Annotated in this window: 15 protein-coding genes and 1 pseudogene; 6 read left to right on the forward strand and 10 right to left on the reverse strand. The window is 29.3% G+C overall.

What is annotated here, in order from left to right; all coding sequences use genetic code 11:
* Window positions 1-3: 3 nt before the first annotated feature.
* Genes L3J60_RS09705 through L3J60_RS09715 form a run of 3 tightly spaced genes read right to left on the reverse strand, consistent with a single transcriptional unit; the run spans window position 4 to window position 2,556 of the window.
* Window positions 4-486: a DUF4296 domain-containing protein gene (locus L3J60_RS09705; protein WP_291975313.1), complete on the reverse strand. Its 483-nt coding sequence runs from the start codon at window positions 484-486 to the stop codon at window positions 4-6.
* Window positions 487-1,827: a dihydroorotase gene (locus L3J60_RS09710; protein WP_291975314.1), complete on the reverse strand. Its 1,341-nt coding sequence runs from the start codon at window positions 1,825-1,827 to the stop codon at window positions 487-489. It lies immediately after the preceding gene.
* 9 nt (window positions 1,828-1,836) lie between these two features.
* Entirely contained in the window at window positions 1,837-2,556 is a 720-nt protein-coding gene (locus L3J60_RS09715) for a polyprenol monophosphomannose synthase (protein WP_291975315.1), read from the reverse strand.
* A gap of 68 nt (window positions 2,557-2,624) precedes the next feature.
* Between L3J60_RS09715 and L3J60_RS13455 the strand changes: the two genes are divergently transcribed.
* Window positions 2,625-3,287, forward strand: a complete 663-nt coding sequence (locus tag L3J60_RS13455; protein WP_366837163.1) for a DUF4271 domain-containing protein — start codon at window positions 2,625-2,627, stop codon at window positions 3,285-3,287.
* 17 nt (window positions 3,288-3,304) lie between these two features.
* Window positions 3,305-4,051, forward strand: a complete 747-nt coding sequence (locus tag L3J60_RS09720) for a uroporphyrinogen-III synthase (RefSeq protein ID WP_291975316.1) — start codon at window positions 3,305-3,307, stop codon at window positions 4,049-4,051.
* Between the two features lie 45 nt (window positions 4,052-4,096).
* On the opposite strand, the gene radA is transcribed toward L3J60_RS09720, so the two are convergent.
* From radA to panC, 4 genes are read right to left on the reverse strand one after another with little or no spacing between them, the layout of a single operon-like run.
* Window positions 4,097-5,455 (reverse strand): DNA repair protein RadA, encoded by a 1,359-nt coding sequence (radA, locus tag L3J60_RS09725; protein ID WP_291975317.1) that lies wholly within the window; start codon window positions 5,453-5,455, stop codon window positions 4,097-4,099.
* Window positions 5,456-5,491: 36 nt separating this feature from the next.
* Window positions 5,492-6,466 (reverse strand): lysylphosphatidylglycerol synthase transmembrane domain-containing protein, encoded by a 975-nt coding sequence (locus L3J60_RS09730; RefSeq protein WP_291975318.1) that lies wholly within the window; start codon window positions 6,464-6,466, stop codon window positions 5,492-5,494.
* 1 nt (window position 6,467) lies between these two features.
* Entirely contained in the window at window positions 6,468-6,818 is a 351-nt protein-coding gene (gene panD, locus L3J60_RS09735; protein ID WP_291975319.1) for an aspartate 1-decarboxylase, read from the reverse strand.
* A 38-nt stretch (window positions 6,819-6,856) separates the two neighbouring features.
* Window positions 6,857-7,696: a pantoate--beta-alanine ligase gene (gene panC / locus L3J60_RS09740; protein ID WP_291975320.1), complete on the reverse strand. Its 840-nt coding sequence runs from the start codon at window positions 7,694-7,696 to the stop codon at window positions 6,857-6,859.
* Window positions 7,697-7,804: 108 nt separating this feature from the next.
* On the opposite strand from panC, the gene L3J60_RS09745 reads away from it, so the two are divergent.
* From L3J60_RS09745 to glmS, 3 genes are read left to right on the forward strand one after another with little or no spacing between them, the layout of a single operon-like run.
* Window positions 7,805-8,614, forward strand: a complete 810-nt coding sequence (locus L3J60_RS09745; protein WP_291975321.1) for a glycogen/starch synthase — start codon at window positions 7,805-7,807, stop codon at window positions 8,612-8,614.
* Between the two features lie 25 nt (window positions 8,615-8,639).
* Window positions 8,640-10,166: a DUF4270 domain-containing protein gene (locus tag L3J60_RS09750; protein ID WP_291975322.1), complete on the forward strand. Its 1,527-nt coding sequence runs from the start codon at window positions 8,640-8,642 to the stop codon at window positions 10,164-10,166.
* A gap of 12 nt (window positions 10,167-10,178) precedes the next feature.
* Window positions 10,179-12,029 (forward strand): glutamine--fructose-6-phosphate transaminase (isomerizing), encoded by a 1,851-nt coding sequence (glmS, locus tag L3J60_RS09755; RefSeq protein WP_291975323.1) that lies wholly within the window; start codon window positions 10,179-10,181, stop codon window positions 12,027-12,029.
* Here glmS and L3J60_RS09760 read toward each other — a convergent pair whose 3' ends face one another.
* Together L3J60_RS09760 and L3J60_RS09765 are read right to left on the reverse strand one after the other, a co-directional pair.
* The gene (locus tag L3J60_RS09760; RefSeq protein WP_291975324.1) at window positions 12,030-12,953 is read right to left on the reverse strand and encodes a pseudouridine-5'-phosphate glycosidase; all 924 of its coding nucleotides are present in this window, start codon (window positions 12,951-12,953) and stop codon (window positions 12,030-12,032) included.
* Window positions 12,950-14,035 (reverse strand): carbohydrate kinase, encoded by a 1,086-nt coding sequence (locus L3J60_RS09765; protein WP_291975325.1) that lies wholly within the window; start codon window positions 14,033-14,035, stop codon window positions 12,950-12,952. Before L3J60_RS09765 ends, L3J60_RS09760 begins: the two co-directional genes overlap by 4 nt.
* A gap of 74 nt (window positions 14,036-14,109) precedes the next feature.
* On the opposite strand from L3J60_RS09765, the gene L3J60_RS09770 reads away from it, so the two are divergent.
* A complete protein-coding gene (locus L3J60_RS09770; protein WP_291975326.1) occupies window positions 14,110-14,919 on the forward strand; it encodes a BtpA/SgcQ family protein in 810 nt (269 codons plus the stop codon).
* A 15-nt stretch (window positions 14,920-14,934) separates the two neighbouring features.
* Here the strand turns inward: L3J60_RS09770 and L3J60_RS09775 are convergent.
* A pseudogene (locus L3J60_RS09775) lies at window positions 14,935-15,177 on the reverse strand (NAD(P)/FAD-dependent oxidoreductase); the annotation flags it as partial.
* Window positions 15,178-15,334 lie beyond the last annotated feature (157 nt).

Genomic DNA, 15,334 nt, shown 5'->3' on the forward strand with positions numbered 1-15,334 from the left:
ATATTAACTCTTAATTTTATTTTTGATTTTAGAACTGTTAATTTTTTTTATAGAATCTAAAAATCTTTTTTGTTTGGATTTCATGTCTTTAATCTTTTTCTGAGCAGCTTCATATTTTTTTACTTTACTAATAGAATCTTCTGCTTTTCTAATAGAATCTACTAGCTTTTTTTGGATAGTTAAACGTGCTTTAACTTCTTTTAAAATAACATCGTATTCATCAATTTTTGAAGTGTAATAAAAATTACTGTTTTTAAAACGAGTACTGTCAATATGGTATTTTTCAAAAATTAACGGAAAATAATTAACATTGCGTTTCAAGTTTTTGTTTTTAATTCGGTGTCCACTAGTTGCCGTTAACATATCAGTTATTATAGCCACCATTTCATTTTTAGGAATTAAATCTTTTGGTTTTTTTAAAATAGTGTTACTAGTACAAGAAGCAACTATTAAACTTATAACAATTATGTAAATTATATTTTTCATTTATCGGTTAAATGTCAAACGCATTCCTTTGCTGTTATGTGGAAATAATCCATTATGATAAACTAAATTACCATTTACAAAAGTATGAGTTATTTTTGAATAAAACGTTGTGCCTTCAAAAGGAGACCAACCACATTTGTACAAAATATTATCTTTGGTAACCGTCCAAGGTTTTGAAATATCTACTAAAACTAAATCGGCATAATATCCTTTTTTAATAAACCCACGTTTTTCAATTTTAAAAAGTTTAGCAGGATTATGGCACATTTTTTCAACTATTTTTTCAATAGAAATTTTATCGTTTCTATACGCTTTTAACATTACAGGAAGTGCATGTTGAACTAGTGGCCCGCCACTTGGTGCTTTAGTGTAAACTTGTTGTTTTTCAATCAAAGTGTGTGGAGCATGGTCTGTGGCAATTACATCAATTCTATCATCCAATAAAGCTTTCCAAAGTCCATTTCTATCATTTTCTGTTTTAATAGCCGGATTCCATTTTATAAAAGAACCTTTAGAAGCATAATCTTTATCGGTAAAAGTTAAATGATGTACACAAACTTCAGCAGTAATTTGTTTTTTTTCTAAAGGAATTTTATTAGTAAAAAGATGCGTTTCTTTTTCGGTTGATAAATGAAAAACATGCAAACGAGCTCCTGTTTTTTTTGCCAATTCAATAGCTTTTGAAGAGGATAAATAACAGGCTTCTTCACTTCTGATTTTTGGATGCATTTCCATAGGAATATCTTCGCCATATTCTTCTAAGTATTTTGCAAGATTATTTTTTATGGTAGTTTCATCTTCACAATGCACCGCAATTAATAGTTTGGTTGATGAAAATATTTTTTCTAAAACTGCTTCATTATCCACCAACATATTTCCGGTAGAAGCACCTAAAAATAATTTTATTCCGGCAACATTTTTAGGGTTTGTTTTTAATAATTCTTCTAAATTATCATTGGTACCACCAAACATAAATGAATAATTTGCGTAGGATGATTTTGAAGCTATTTCAAATTTTTCTTCTAATATTTTTTGTGTTGTAGCTTGTGGTTTGGTATTTGGCATTTCAATAAAAGACGTTATTCCACCAGCAATTGCCGCTTTACTTTCACTTTCAATAGTAGCTTTATGCGTTAAGCCAGGTTCTCTAAAATGAACTTGATCATCAATAACGCCAGGTAATAAAAAATTCCCTTCAGCATCAATTACCAATGTGTCGGAAGATTTTGAACTAATTGAGGTGTCTATATCCACAATATAATTTCCGTCAATTAAAACATCGCCTTCAAAAATAGTTCCTTCATTAACTATTTGGGCATTTTTTATAAGAGTTAAACTCATAGCTATTTTTTATTTTGGTAATCCTTGTAATTTCATTTTTATTACTCCAAAAACTGCTTCTGAAATAATTGATCCGCTCATTTTTGAAGTTCCTTTTTCTCTGTCAGAAAAAATAATGGAAACTTCTTTATGCTTAAATTTATGTTTCCATGCTTTAAATTTCATTTCAATTTGAAAAGCATACCCCACAAATTTAATTTGATTTAAATCGATGGTTTCTAACACTTTTCTTTTATAGCATACAAAACCAGCTGTGGTATCAAAAATTGGCATTTGAGTTATTAAATGTACATATTTTGAAGCGAAATAAGATAAAAACAATCGTTTAAAATCCCAGTTAACTACATTTATTTTATTGTGTAAGTAACGGGAGCCTATTGAATAATCTGCTCCATCAATAGCACAGGCATTGTATAATTTAATTAAATCGTTTGGATTGTGAGAAAAATCGGCATCCATTTCAATAATATAATCATACTTGTTTTTTAATGCCCATTTAAAACCATGAATATAAGCAGTACCTAATCCTTTTTTGTCTTTTCTAACTTCCAAAAATAAATTGGAATATTTTTCTTTTAATTTTGAAACAATTGCAGAAGTTCCATCAGGAGAATTATCATCAACTATTAAAATATCGAATTGTTTTTTCTGTGAAAAAACCGCATTAATAATAGCTTCAATATTTTCTTTTTCATTAAAAGTAGGAATTATGACAAGCGTATTTGACATATATCAATTTTATGCAGCAAATATAATATAAAATATTACTAATTTTGTGTTAATTATAATTACAAAATATGTTTAATGTTGAAGAGATAGTTCGTGTAAATAACAATTGGATTACCATTGTTTTTATAGCTATTCTAATAATTTTAGTTGTATTAAATATATTTTTTGGAAAAAGACTTTTAAGAACTAATAGTATGCTGTTAAACAAAAGTTATGTTCAGATTTATTATAATAAAGATAAAGGTAAATTTTTTGCACTAGCACCATTCTTGTTTTTTGTCGTTCAAATTTTTGCTATTTCGTTACTGCTTTACCTTTTTAAGTTTTTATTAAATACTAAAAATGAACTTTTAAGTTTTGATGGATATCTACTAATTTTAGGAATAATGTCAGGTTATCTATTTTTAAGATATTTGATAGGGTTTTTATTAGCAACTTTATTTGAGCTAAAAACTCAATTTTATAAACTGCTTTTTGAAAAAAGTAATTATTTAAGCAATGTTGTTTTATGGGTTTTACCACTGCTTTTAGTGAGCTCTTATATTACTTTTTTTAAATTTACAATGATAAAAATAACGTTAAGTTTTTTTATAATACTATTAATTTTTAGGTATGTTTTAATACTTATAAATAACAAAAAGTTAATTTTAAATAACTTATTTTATTTTATTTTGTACATTTGCGCCTTAGAAATAGCCCCTTTAATATTAATTATAAAATTGACTATTTAAGGTTTAAGTTAATGCGTATGAAAGTGAAAACTATATTGGTTTCTCAACCAGTACCCAAAACAGAAAATTCTCCGTATCAAGAATTATCGGACAAACAAAAAGTAAAAATTGATTTTGTTCCTTTTATTCATGTTGAAGGAGTGGAAGCAAAGGAAGTAAGAGCGCAAAAAATTGATTTAAATAATTATACAGCTATTATTTTAAATAGCAGAACAGCCGTAAATCATTTTTTTAGAATTGCTGAAGAAATGAGATTTACAGTACCTGATGAAATGAAATATTTTTGTCAATCAGAAGCAGTTGCTTATTATTTACAAAAATATGTGGTTTACCGGAAACGTAAAATATATGTTGGCAAACGAACTTTTCCTGAATTAATAAAAATCATTAAAAAATACAAAGATGAAAAATTCTTATTTCCAACATCCGACAAATTGAAAGAAAATATACCTGAAGCATTAAACAATGCTAGTATTAATTGGGATAGAGGGATTTTTTATAAAACGGTAGTAAGTGATTTATCAGACTTAGAGAACGTATTTTATGATATTTTGGTATTCTTTAGCCCTTCAGGAATAGATTCATTATTTAAAAATTTTCCTAATTTTAAACAAAATAACACAAGAATTGCTGTGTTTGGCAATTCAACTGTTGAAGCCGCTACAAAAGCAGGTTTAAAGTGTAATATTAAAGTGCCTACTCCTGAAACACCTTCAATGACCATGGCTTTAAAAAAATACATTGTTGAAGCTAATAAGCGTTAAAAAAATATAAATTAGTTAAAAGTCGAGTTTTGAACTCGACTTTTTTTATGCAAATAAATTAGCAAAAATAGTTTCTACTTTGCTAACTTTAACTATTTTAATAGTAAAAGTTGACTGACTTATTTTATTGAATTTTGAAATAAATATTTTATGAAACCCTAATTTTTCTGCTTCTAAAATTCGTTGTTCAACTCTATTAATTGGTCTAATTTCACCTGACAAACCAATTTCTGCGGCAAAACAGTAATCTTGCGGAATTGCTTCATCTTCATTAGAAGATAAAATAGCCATAATCACAGCTAAATCAATTGCTGGATCATCAACTTTTATCCCTCCAGCAATATTTAAAAAAACATCTTTTGCACCTAATCTAAATCCAGCACGTTTTTCTAAAACGGCTAACAACATGTTTAATCGTTTGGTGTCATAACCTGTTGCTGAACGTTGAGGCGTTCCATAAACAGCAGTACTTACCAAAGCTTGAACTTCAATCATAAAAGGACGTATTCCTTCTAAAGTTGCCGCTATTGCTGTACCGCTTAAAGTTTCATCCTTTTGAGAAATAAGAATTTCAGAAGGATTTGACACTTCTCTTAATCCTTCGCTTCTCATTTCATAAATTCCTATTTCTGCCGTAGAACCAAATCTATTTTTTTGAGCTCGTAATATTCGGTAAGTATGATTTCTGTCTCCTTCAAATTGCAAAACTACATCTACCATATGTTCTAAAACTTTTGGTCCAGCTATATTGCCATCTTTGGTTATATGACCTATTAACAATACAGGAGTTGCGGTTTCTTTAGCAAATTTTATAAGTTCCGCAGTGGTTTCTCTAATTTGTGAAATGGAACCAGGAGAAGCATCAATGGTGTTAGTGTATAAAGTTTGAATAGAATCAATAACCACAACTTCTGGATTAGTTTCTTCTATAGCTCTAAAAATTTGTTGCGTATTGGTTTCGGTTAAAATTAAACAATTGGTGTTGGTTATTTTAAGCCTTTCGGCTCTCATTTTTATTTGAGATTGGCTTTCTTCACCTGAAACATATAAAACATTTTTAGGAATTGTTAATGCTATTTGTAATAATAAAGTTGATTTTCCAATACCAGGTTCTCCACCTAATAGAATCATAGATCCTTTAACAATTCCACCTCCAAGAACTCTGTTTAATTCTGTGTTTTTTATAGGAATTCTATCTTCTTTTTTTAATGAAATCTCATTAATTTTTAAGGCTTTGTTTGCTTTTTTAGAAGTAGTTTTTTGTTTCCAGTTTCGTTTTTCTTCTTTTTGAATAACTTCTTCAATAATGGTGTTCCATTGATGACAAGAAGAACATTGACCTAACCATTTTGGGAATTGTGCACCGCAATTTTGACAAAAAAAGGAAGTTTTAGTTTTACTCATTTTATTTTATAAAACGTAAATATAAAGAAAAGCCTGTTATTTAATGTATTTATTATAGATAGGAATAAATATAAATGAAAGTCCGCCAAACACAACTACCATTAAAGTTTGAGAGGTCCACATAATCCAACCAAAAGCTCTAGCCGGATTGTTATCTATGTGATACAGAATTAAAGCACTTGCTACAAAAACAGGATAAGAACCTAAACCACCATTGGTTAATGCCATACTTAAACCACCCACAACAAAACCAACAATAATTGCTGTAAAAGGTAAATTACTAGTTTCGGGTAAAGCAAAAGTTACTGTATAAAACATAAGCACATACATTAACCAGATAAAAACAGTATGAAAAATGAATGCCCCTTTCTTTTTCATTTTTTTAATGCTTTTTATTCCGTCTAAAAGCCCTTTAAAAAAATGAATTGCCTTTAAAATAAAATTACTTTTTGATCTTTTTAATATTCGGTAAGTAAAATAACCAATAATTGGCAAAACAATTAGAATTCCAAATTTAAAAACATAGCCACTTTTACTATTTTCTGGGAATAGGTAACTAGCTAATAATTCTGTTTGTAAAAGGAAAGCAATTCCCATAATAATGCCTAACATGATTACATCTGCAATTCTTTCGGCAACAATAGTTCCAAAAGCTTTTTCAAAAGGGATATTTTCATATTTTTTGATACTAGCCGCACGAGCAAATTCACCAGATCTAGGAACTAATAAATTTAATAAATAACCAATTAAAACGGTCATAACACTATTAGCAAATCGTGGTTTATAGCCTAAAGGTTCTAATAAAAATTGCCAACGATAAGCTCTAGATAAATGACTTAGAATTCCAAATACAACAGATAATAATACCCACCAATAATTTGCAGTTCTAAATGAATTTTTTATAGATTCAAAATCACCAGGTTTAAAGTGAGAAAAAGAATACCAAATTAAAAATACTCCAAAGGCAATTGGGAGTACTATAAAACTTATTTTTTTTAGATTTACCTTCAATTTACGTAAGTGAATTATCTAATTCATTAGGAAATATTAAAGAAGGTTTAAATGTTTTAGCTTCTTCAAAATCTAGGATTCCGTATGAAATAATAATCACAATATCTCCCTTTGCTACTTTACGAGCCGCAGGGCCATTTAGTGTTATTTCACCACTTTTCCGAGGTCCAGGAATTGCATAAGTTTCAAGACGTTCGCCATTATTAATATTAACAATTTGAACTTTTTCTCCTTGAACTATATTAGCAGCATCCATAAGATCTTCATCAATAGTTACGCTTCCAATGTATTGTAAATCAGCTCCGGTAACTTTTACTCTATGAATTTTCGATTTTACTACTTCTATTCGCATTTTGCAAAATTAATAATTTTGTGTTAATCTATTCGTATTTATAAACTTATATTATCAATAAGTCTAATTTCATCAGCAAAAATAGCAATAAATGCTCTGTATTTTTGTCCAGAAATAACTTTTTTTATAGGTTTTAACGTTTTTTCATCGGCAATTTCAAAATATTCCAATTTTAATAATGGATGATTTTTGAATTCGTTTTCAACCCAATCAATAACAATAGCTGCATTTTTCGTGCCAAATAATTCTTTGGCAGCCAATAGTGTTTTATGGATAAACGGAGCTGCTAATCGCTGTTTTTTAGTAAGCCTAACGTTTCTTGAACTCATTGCCAATCCGTCAGGTTCTCTATAAATTTCACAACCAATAATATTAACTGGAAGTTTATGTTTTTCAACTAATTTATTTATAATTTGAACTTGTTGAAAATCCTTTTCACCAAAATAAGCGTTAGTAGGAGTTACAATTTCAAAAAGGCGTTTTACAATGGTGCCAACTCCATTAAAATGACCTTTTCTAAATTTACCTTCCATTTGAAATTCCAACCCATCAAAATCAAAATTTTCTGATTTAATGTTTTCGTCATAAATTTCATTTTGATTCGGTGTAAAAACAATATCGCAATTAATGGATTTTAAAAGAGATAAATCATTTTCTAAGGTATTTGGGTAGTTTACTAAATCTTCTTTTTTATCAAATTGAGTAGGGTTTACAAAAATACTTACAACAACCACATCGTTTTCTAAGACAGCTTGCTTAATAAGTGATAAATGACCTTTATGCAAAGCTCCCATAGTTGGTACAAAACCAATAGTTAAACCCTTATTAAAGGATTTAATTCTCTTTTTTATACTTGCTATTTCAGAATAAACAATCATTGCTCATTTGTTAATAAACGTTAAAAGCGTGCAAACTTACGTTTTTAAAGCTAAAATGTACATAAAATTTCGTAATTTTGCATATTCTTTAAAGTTTACTAACAGATTATGAAAGATAAAAGAGTATTGGTTGTTTCTTCTGAAGTAGCACCATATTTACCTGAAAATGAATTGTCAACTACATCATTTGAAACCGCTAAAATGGTTCACGGAAAAGGTGGGCAAATTAGAATTTTTATGCCAAGATATGGATTGATTAATGAACGAAGACACCAACTTCATGAAGTTATTAGACTGTCAGGTATGAACTTGGTTATTAATGATATGGATATGCCACTTATAATTAAAGTAGCTTCCATACCTAAAGAAAGAATGCAAGTTTATTTTATTGATAATGATGAATATTTTAAACGAAAAGCATTGTTTACAGATGAAGATGATAACCTGTTTAATGATAACGATGAAAGAGCAATATTTTTTGCAAAAGGAGTTGTTGAAACGGTTAAAAAATTAAATTGGGCTCCAGATATTATTCACGTTCATGGATGGATGGCTTCATTATTACCTTTATATATTAAAGAATATTACAAAGACGACGCTTTGTTTGTTGACAGTAAAATAGTAACTTCTGTTTATAATACTGGTTTTGAAGGCCAGTTAAATAAAGAATTTTATAATAAAATTAAATTTGATAATATCAACGGATCTAAAGTTGAATCGATTTCTGAAAATCCTAACTATACAAATTTGCTTAAAATAGCAGTTGAAAACTCTGATGCAGTTATTAAAGCAAGTGATCATTTATCCGATGATTTAGAAGAACTTTTAAAAACCTGTAATAAACCAGTCTTAGAGCATGTTTCTATGGAAGAACTTGGAAATAGTTATACGGAATTTTATCTGAATGAAGTTTTATAATTAACCTCAAAAATCAAAAAAATATATGACAACTAAAGTTGTAAACCTAATAAAATATATTAGTTTAAGTGCTTTTGTATTTTTAGCAATAATTTCTTGTGAAAAAACAATAGACAATGTAGGAGTTAACCTAGTAAATAATAATAATTTTAATTCAAGTAGTATTACTACAGATGTAATTGCTGAGAATAAGAATATTGATAAAGTTCCAATTAGTAACTTAGGTCAGTTTTTACTAGGAGTATATAATGATGCCGAATTTGGAAAATTAAAAGCCTCAATTATTACACAGTTAGCATTACCAACAATTGGAGAAGGATATACTTACGGAACAAATTCAAAGATAGATTCTGTATTAATTTCAATTCCTTATCAAGCAACTAAACTTGATAATTATTCTAATGGGAGACCTCAATTCTCTATTGATTCTGTTATAGGAAATTCAGATAATGAGTTTAAACTTAGTGTTTATGAGTTAAAAACCTTTTTAAACACTTTAGATCCGAATGATCCTTCAAAGCCAGCAATTTATTATTCTGATAAAGTGTTTGACAAAGGAAATACAGCCTTATATTCAGGAAATTTTAAAATAAATCCAAACGATACAGTATCTTACATAAAACGCTATATGCCCGACGGTGTAACTGTTTTTGATATAGATACTTTAAAAACAACAACTAAAAGTCCAAGTATTCACATTCCATTAGATGAAAATCAAATAAAACAATTATTTGTTGATACGGCAGGTACCTCGGAATTTGAAACATTAGATAATTTTCAACATATATTTAGAGGATTGTATATTGAAGCTGATGAATTAGTAAATCCTAATTCTCATTTAGTTTCACTTAATTTGGCAAAAGCAAATATGACCATTTTTTATTCGGATGATGAAGATGAAGGTGAAACTCAAGATTTAAATGGAAATGGTGTTGAAGGAGAACAAGGTGTTAGGGTAAAACATGAATATGTATTTCCTTTTGGAACAATTAAATCTAATTATTTAGATAGAGATTTAACAAACTCAAAACAAAGCGGAACAGATAAATTATATGTTCAAGGAGCAGCAGGTTCTATGGCAACCATAGCTATTTTAGGGGCGGAAGATTTAGACGCCTTAAAACAAAACCAATGGTTAATTACAGATGCTAGCTTAACGTTATACGTAGATCAAAATGCTTCTAGCAACATTGTTCCAGAGCGATTGTTTCTCTATAATTTTGATGATAATTTGCAGTTAAAAGATATGATAACGGAAGGAAAATCATCTTTTGGAGGTGATTTAGTATTAGATGAAAATGGGAATCCATATAAGTATGTTTTTAAAATTACAGATTACATTTCAGATGTTCTTAATGAAAATGATCCTGCTCCAGTATATAAATTAGGGTTAAAAGTTTTTAATCCAACCGATGACCCTACAAATTTTTTAGATACAAAAATTAAAGACTTTAGTTGGACTCCAAAAGGAGTAGTTTTATATGGAAGCGATGCAAGTTTTCAAGATAAAAAAGCAACACTCAAAATATCATATTCAGAATTAAATAACTAATCATAGATTATCATGTGCGGAATAGTTGGCTATTTGGGATTTAGAAAAGCATATCCAATTGTAATAAAAGGATTACAACGATTAGAATATAGAGGTTATGACAGTGCAGGAGTTGTTTTAACTAATGATAATGAATTGAATTTATATAAAACTAAAGGTAAGGTTTCCGATTTAAAAAAAATTGCCGAAACTCAAAATATTGATGGAAATTTAGCTTTAGGTCATACTCGTTGGGCAACTCATGGTATTCCAAATGATGCAAATTCACATCCACACGTTTCAAATTCAGGTAATTTAGTAATAGTTCATAATGGAATAATTGAAAATTACAATTCCCTTAAAAAGGAATTAATAAAAAGAGGTTACTCTTTTGACAGTGATACTGATACCGAAATTTTAATTAATTTAATTGAAGAATTTAAAAAAACAAATAATTGTAAACTAGGTAAAGCGGTTCAATTGGCATTAAAAAGTGTTATTGGAGCTTATGCCATTGCTGTTTATGACAGAACTAAATCAGACGAGATAATTGTAGCTCGATTAGGTAGCCCAATTGCAATTGGAGTTGGTGAAGATAATAAAGAATTTTTTGTAGCTTCTGATGCTTCTCCATTTATTGAATACACCAAAGATGCTGTTTATTTAGAGGATGAAGAATTAGCCATAATTAAGCTAGGAAAAGATTTAAGAGTTCGAAAAATTAAAGATGATTCTTTTGTTGAACCAAATATTAATGAATTACAATTAAACTTAGATCAAATTGAAAAAGGTGGTTACGACCATTTTATGTTAAAAGAAATTCATGAACAGCCAAATGCAATTCTAGACACTTATAGAGGTAGATTACTTGCGGATAGAGGTCTAATTAAAATGGGGAGTGTAGATAATAATATCACTAAATTTTTAAATGCAAATCGAATTATAATTGTTGCTTGTGGAACATCTTGGCATGCTGGTTTAGTTGGAGAATATTTATTTGAAGATTTAGCTAGAATTCCTGTAGAAGTTGAATACGCATCAGAATTTAGATATAGAAATCCTATTATCAACAAAAATGATGTTGTAATTGCAATTTCTCAATCTGGAGAAACCGCTGATACTTTAGCCGCTGTTAAACTAGCAAAAGAAAAAGGAGCTTTTGTTTTTGGAATTTGTAATGTCGTTGGTTCATCAATTGCCAGAGAAACTAATTCTGGAGCATACACGCATGCCGGACCTGAAATAGGAGTTGCTTCAACTAAAGCATTTACAACTCAAATTACTATTTTATCTTTAATAGCTTTAAAACTTGGAAATTTGAGAGGAGAATTATCAAATTCAACCTATCAGAAGTATTTACATGAAATGGTATTAATCCCATCTAAAATTGAGCAGTTACTTAAAATTGATTCGAAAATAAAAGAAATTGCTTCTATTTATAAAGATGTTTCTAATTTTTTATATTTAGGTAGAGGTTATAATTTTCCAGTGGCTTTAGAAGGAGCACTTAAGTTAAAAGAAATATCTTATATTCATGCAGAAGGATATCCTGCTGCAGAAATGAAACATGGACCTATTGCCTTAATTGATGAGTCTATGCCCGTAGTGGTTATTGCTACTAATAGAGGTCATTATGATAAGGTGGTAAGCAATATCCAAGAAATTAAAGCAAGAAAAGGGAAAATTATTGCTATTGTAACCAAGGGAGATACTATTGTTAAAGAAATAGCAGATCATGTTATAGAAATCCCTCAAGCTTCAGAATCTTTATATCCTTTATTAACTACAATTCCTTTGCAATTATTATCATATTATATTGCAGTTATGCGTGGTTGTAATGTGGATCAACCACGTAATTTAGCGAAGTCAGTTACGGTAGAATAATTAGTTATTTGTTAGTTTTACATAGTCACAAGCAATTTTCGCAGCTAATTCAGCATTATTAAATACTAGCTTTATATTGGTTTCCAAACTTTTTCCGTGAGTTAAATTGACTATTTTTTCTAATAAAAAAGGAGTACTTTCTTTTCCTTTTATCCCTAATTTATCAGCTTCTAAAAGTGCATCATCAATGGTTTTCATAATTTTAGTGTAATCCATTTGATAAATAGAAGGAATAGGATTTGCAATAACCACACCTCCTTGTAGGTTTAAATCCCATTTACTTTTTAAAAAGTTTGCTATTTCCTGTGGTGAATCTAGTTTAAAATCTACGTTCAAACCACTTTTACGAGTATAAAACGCAGGTAATTCTTTGGTTTTATAACCAATTACAGGAACTCCTTGAGTTTCTAAATACTCCAACGTTAAATGAAGGTCTAAAATGGCTTTTGCACCTGCACAAACTACGGCAACATTTGTATGAGCTAGTTCTTGTAAATCTGCTGAAATATCAAAGCTTTCAGTAGCACCTCTATGAACTCCGCCAATACCACCAGTAGCAAAAATTTTAATTCCTGCCATTTGTGCAATAATCATGGTTGAAGCAACAGTGGTTGCACCATTTAATTTTTTAGAAACTAAATAAGGAATATCTCTTCTGCTTGTCTTAATTACTTTTGGTCCTTCCTGTGCTAATAATTTAATTTCGATATTACTTAAACCAGCTTTTAATTTTCCATTAATTATAGCAATAGTTGCAGGAATGGCATTATTATCTCTTACAATTTGTTCAACTTGTAATGCAGTTTCCATGTTTTTAGGATAAGGCATTCCGTGTGAAATAATGGTAGATTCTAGTGCTACAACAGGTTTGTTATTAGCAAGTGCTTGCTTAACTTCAGGACTTATTTCTAAAAAAGAATTCATTTTAATATTTTTATTTGGGTATTGATTTTTTGTTGTAATTCTGGGTGTACATTATCTTCATGTTCTAAAGTAACGGCAGCACAAGCCATACCAAAAGTGGCACTTTCTTTAAGTGATTTATTTTGTAAATCATAAAAAATAAATCCCGCCATAAAAGCATCACCAGCACCATTAGCGTTTATAATACTTATTTTTTGAGGTTTTATAAAGCCTTTTATTTTAGCATTGCTGTAAAAAGCTCCATCACTTCCTAAAGTAATACATACGTTTTTAACTCCTATTTTGTGAAAATAATTGGCAAGTTTAGAAACATCAGTAATTTTTTTAATTTTTAAACCGCTTAAAATTTCTGCTTCTAATCGATTGACTTTTAATAGATGTAAATATTTTAAAAGATCTTTAGCACGTAGAGCTTTTGAACCTGCTACCGCATCTAAAAATAGTTTTTGAGAATGATAATTAGTAGCAACTTCATCTAAAATTATTTTAGGCATATTGGTATCTAAAACAATACATTTGGCTTTTTGTAAAATTTTATGCTTTTTTTTGATAAAAGCTAGGCTAAACTGATTGTAAATATTCATAGCTGAAAGCCCTAAAGCCATATCGTTATGTTCATCCATAATTGCTAAGTGAACTGATGTTGGCTGGTTTTTTAAAAATAAACTATCTAAAATATCTAATCCAATTTGTTGTGAATGGGATTTAAGTTGACGGCCATTAGTATCATCACCAATTACACTTATTAATTTTGTATTTAAACCAAGTCTTACTAAATTTTCAGCAATATTTCTGCCAACTCCTCCCATGGAAATTTTAAGAGTTCCTTGGTTGGAATCTTTCAAAACCAAAGGAACATCTGTAAAACCAACAATATCAACATTTGCACCTCCTAAAACAACCAAATAAGGAGCTTCATTAATAATGTATCCTTTCCCTTTTAGATAGCCTTTCTTTAGCAAGTTACTTAAATGTACACCCACAGATGAGCGTTTAATACCTAACATATTTGCAAGTTCTTGTTGAGATATTAAAGGATTTTCTTTAAGAATAATTAAAATTTCTTGTTCGCGCTTAGTCATTTTTATCTAAATTAATGTTTAAAACTAAACATTTGTGTAAATTTACATTTTAATTGAATAATACATTTTGTTTTATGGAAAAATTTATCAGAATTTTTAAAAGAAATCAGGTAATTATTGGAATGATTCATTTGAAAGCCTTACCAGGTACACCGGGTTATACAAATAATAATAACGAAATTTTAGAAACAGCTTTAAAAGAAGCCCAATTATATAAAAAGGCAGGAATAGATGCTTTAGCAATAGAAAACATGCATGATGTGCCTTATATAAAAAATGAAGTAGGTCATGAAATTAGTGCAATGATGACGCTTATTGGTTCTCAAATTAAGCAAACAACTCAATTACCTTGTGGTATTCAGATTTTATCTTCAGCAAATAGAGCCGCACTAGCTGTTGCAAAAGCTGCAAATTTAGATTTTATTCGTGCTGAAGGATTTGTATTTGGTCATTTGGCGGATGAAGGTTATATAGATTCTTGTGCAGGAGATTTGTTGCGTTACAGAAAACAAATTGATGCGGAACATATAGCGGTTTTTACAGATATTAAAAAGAAACATAGTTCACATGCATTAACCTCAGATATTAGTTTAGAAGAAACCGCCAAAACAGCGGAGTATTTTAGAAGTGATGGCTTAATAATTACAGGAACAAGTACTGGTGAAGAAGCTAGTATTGAAGAAGTAAACGCCGTTAAAAATGTTTGTAAAATTCCAGTAATTGTTGGCTCAGGTGTAACTTTAGAAAATTTAGAAACATACTTACCAAAAGCAGATGCTTTAATTGTTGGCTCCTGGTTTAAAGAAAACGGCTATTGGGCAAATGCTTTAAATTATGACAAAATTGTATGTTTTATGGAGGAAGCAAAACGAATTAGAAGTTAATTCGTTTCAATCTATTTATTTTATGGCATCATGAATCATGGTTTGGTTTCCACCATTCCATAAAGTTAAAATATCGGTAGCTACTTGAGCACCGCTTCCGGCAGCAATAGCAAATTGACTTCTCCATCCGGCTAAAACACCAGCAACATAAATACCTTCTGTTACTAAGTGATTGTTGTTTAAAAGCATTATTCGTTCTTTTTCAGGTGGTAATCCAATATGTGGTTTAACAAATTCATTTAAACCTTCAATATTAAATAGTCAATCCTCAAAAAGCACTATTTCGGATTGATTTAAGCCACATTTAAAATTGAATTGAACTTTATTCTATAGCGTATTGCTATTTTGAATTTCAAAATTATCCACACAATAGAAGTTTTTAACTTTTTCATCAATTTCCTAAAGTTAAATCCAG

Origin of the sequence: Lutibacter sp., assembly GCF_021647475.1 — a bacterium.
Taxonomy (GTDB): Bacteria; Bacteroidota; Bacteroidia; order Flavobacteriales; family Flavobacteriaceae; genus Lutibacter.

Excerpts from the sequence above, each read along its gene's own strand:
- L3J60_RS13455 (WP_366837163.1), top strand. The coding sequence starts at position 2,625 with ATGTTTAATGTTGAAGAGATAGTTCGTGTAAATAACAATTGGATTACC.
- radA (WP_291975317.1), bottom strand. The coding sequence starts at position 5,455 with ATGAGTAAAACTAAAACTTCCTTTTTTTGTCAAAATTGCGGTGCACAA.
- glmS (WP_291975323.1), top strand. The coding sequence starts at position 10,179 with ATGTGCGGAATAGTTGGCTATTTGGGATTTAGAAAAGCATATCCAATT.
- L3J60_RS09745 (WP_291975321.1), top strand. The coding sequence starts at position 7,805 with ATGAAAGATAAAAGAGTATTGGTTGTTTCTTCTGAAGTAGCACCATAT.
- L3J60_RS09710 (WP_291975314.1), bottom strand. The coding sequence starts at position 1,827 with ATGAGTTTAACTCTTATAAAAAATGCCCAAATAGTTAATGAAGGAACT.
- L3J60_RS09720 (WP_291975316.1), top strand. The coding sequence starts at position 3,305 with ATGAAAGTGAAAACTATATTGGTTTCTCAACCAGTACCCAAAACAGAA.
- panC (WP_291975320.1), bottom strand. The coding sequence starts at position 7,696 with ATGATTGTTTATTCTGAAATAGCAAGTATAAAAAAGAGAATTAAATCC.
- L3J60_RS09715 (WP_291975315.1), bottom strand. The coding sequence starts at position 2,556 with ATGTCAAATACGCTTGTCATAATTCCTACTTTTAATGAAAAAGAAAAT.
- L3J60_RS09705 (WP_291975313.1), bottom strand. The coding sequence starts at position 486 with ATGAAAAATATAATTTACATAATTGTTATAAGTTTAATAGTTGCTTCT.
- L3J60_RS09765 (WP_291975325.1), bottom strand. The coding sequence starts at position 14,035 with ATGACTAAGCGCGAACAAGAAATTTTAATTATTCTTAAAGAAAATCCT.
- panD (WP_291975319.1), bottom strand. The coding sequence starts at position 6,818 with ATGCGAATAGAAGTAGTAAAATCGAAAATTCATAGAGTAAAAGTTACC.
- L3J60_RS09760 (WP_291975324.1), bottom strand. The coding sequence starts at position 12,953 with ATGAATTCTTTTTTAGAAATAAGTCCTGAAGTTAAGCAAGCACTTGCT.
- L3J60_RS09750 (WP_291975322.1), top strand. The coding sequence starts at position 8,640 with ATGACAACTAAAGTTGTAAACCTAATAAAATATATTAGTTTAAGTGCT.
- L3J60_RS09770 (WP_291975326.1), top strand. The coding sequence starts at position 14,110 with ATGGAAAAATTTATCAGAATTTTTAAAAGAAATCAGGTAATTATTGGA.